Here is a 1,688-nt window from a genome sequence, read left to right as displayed (position 1 = left end):
TGTCAAAGCCATTCTCAAATGCCCGCTTTCTGGCTATTTAGAAATGTCCGGTTTTACGGTTGGTTTGGCTGCCTGCTTTCCCTCGGTTTGATCGTTACGCCGTGTCGAAGGTCGGCGTCTGAACGGGCAGGGCGCTGACGTCCGAGCCACGGTCCTTCGCAGACCGACGGCCCGGTTTGTTCGGTTGCTGCGGTGTCTGTCTGCGTTGAGCCAGATCCACAATCACCTGTTCGACATCAGCCTGCGTGAACTCGCGTTGCTTCTTCTTGCCCGGCTGAGGTTTATTTCGATCGGTCTTGGTCGAGTCGCCCCGATTTGCTCGGGATGGGGCTTTACCGATTCGACTGTTATCGCGTTGTGCCTGGATCGCCTGCGCGACCTGCAGCACGTGACTCAAGCGCTTGTGTTCGACGACTGCGGCTTGATCGATCTCGGCCAGTCGGTCGTATTGCCTGTAGGGCAACACACGGCCATCGGCCCGTAGTTCGATGCGTCCGTCCGGATACTCCCAGACCTCTATAACTCGATCGATCAGCTTCCGATTCTCCGGCGTGTCGTCCAACAGGTACATGACGCGGTCGTATTGCACTGTCAGCGACTTCGTCACTTTCCGCGGCTCACGCCACGTGAGCACCAGATCCAGGCTCTCGTCAGTCCGCAGCGGCCGGTGCGCGTCAAAGTCGCTCTTCGGCGGCTTCGCGAACCGGGCGTTGTAGGCCGCGATGAAGGAGGGCGCATACGCATTCGCGTCCGCCACCGTGCTGATGCCGCGCAGCCGCAACTCCTTCACCAACCGGTCCTGCAGCGTCAGATGGGCACGCTCGACGCGCCCCTTGGCCGGACTGCTGTTCGCGCAGAACGTGTCGATGTTCAGCTCGTACATCGCGCGGCCGAAATGCGTCACCCGATTGTCACTCTTGCCCGGGTTGACGTTGCGAAACACGCTGTACTTGTCGCTATACAACGCACCCGGCTTGCCGTGGCGTTCGATGTACGCGCGCGTCGCCTCGAAGTAGCTGAACGTCGATTCGGTCGCCGTGAAGTGCAGCATCATCAGCCGGCTCGTGGCGTCGTCCACGTACACCAGCAACGTGCACTGCGGCGCCCGCTCCTCGAACCACCGATGCTCGCTGCCGTCGATCTGGACCAGCTCGCCCAGGCACGCGCGCCGTGCCCGCGGCTGGTAGACCTTCGGTGGGCGCTGCCGGCGCGGAATCCATAACCCGGCGTCCGTCATCAACTTGCGGACCGTCTCCTTGGCCAGCCGGATGCCGTGACACTCCCACAGCTTCTCGCAGGCCAGCGTCGGCCCGAAATCGGCGTAGCGATCACGGATGATCGAGAGCGCCCGGTCCGCCGTTCCTGCATCCAAACGACGATTGCCCGGCTTCGAACGGTGTCCCGACACCAGGCCGGCCGGGCCGTGTTCACGTAGCCGGGAGACCAGCCGCCGAATCTGCCGTGTCGTCAGCTCCAGTCGCTCGGCCGCGCGCCACGGCTTGAGCTTGCCGTCCGCCACGTCCTGTATGACCTTGAATCTGTCCAGCTCGCGCATCGTCATCGTGATCCGTTCTGTCGCAGCCATCGAAGCTCCCGGCGCCGGACCACCGGCGGTCGGATAGCTTACGCGGCACAAAAGCGGACATTTCTATGTAGCTAAAAGCGGACATTACTATCTAGCCACTACA

At 62.1% G+C, this 1,688-nt stretch carries 1 protein-coding gene; it reads right to left on the bottom strand.

Annotated elements, in window-relative coordinates; all coding sequences use genetic code 11:
- Nucleotides 1-94 precede the first annotated feature (94 nt).
- The gene (locus BUB20358_RS27870; protein ID WP_035974134.1) at nucleotides 95-1,585 is read right to left on the bottom strand and encodes an ISNCY family transposase; all 1,491 of its coding nucleotides are present in this window, start codon (nucleotides 1,583-1,585) and stop codon (nucleotides 95-97) included.
- Nucleotides 1,586-1,688: the final 103 nt, after the last annotated feature.

This window comes from Burkholderia dolosa, from assembly GCF_902499135.1.
GTDB classification, from domain to species: Bacteria; Pseudomonadota; Gammaproteobacteria; order Burkholderiales; family Burkholderiaceae; genus Burkholderia; species Burkholderia dolosa.
This window is presented reverse-complemented; position numbering and strand designations above follow the sequence as displayed.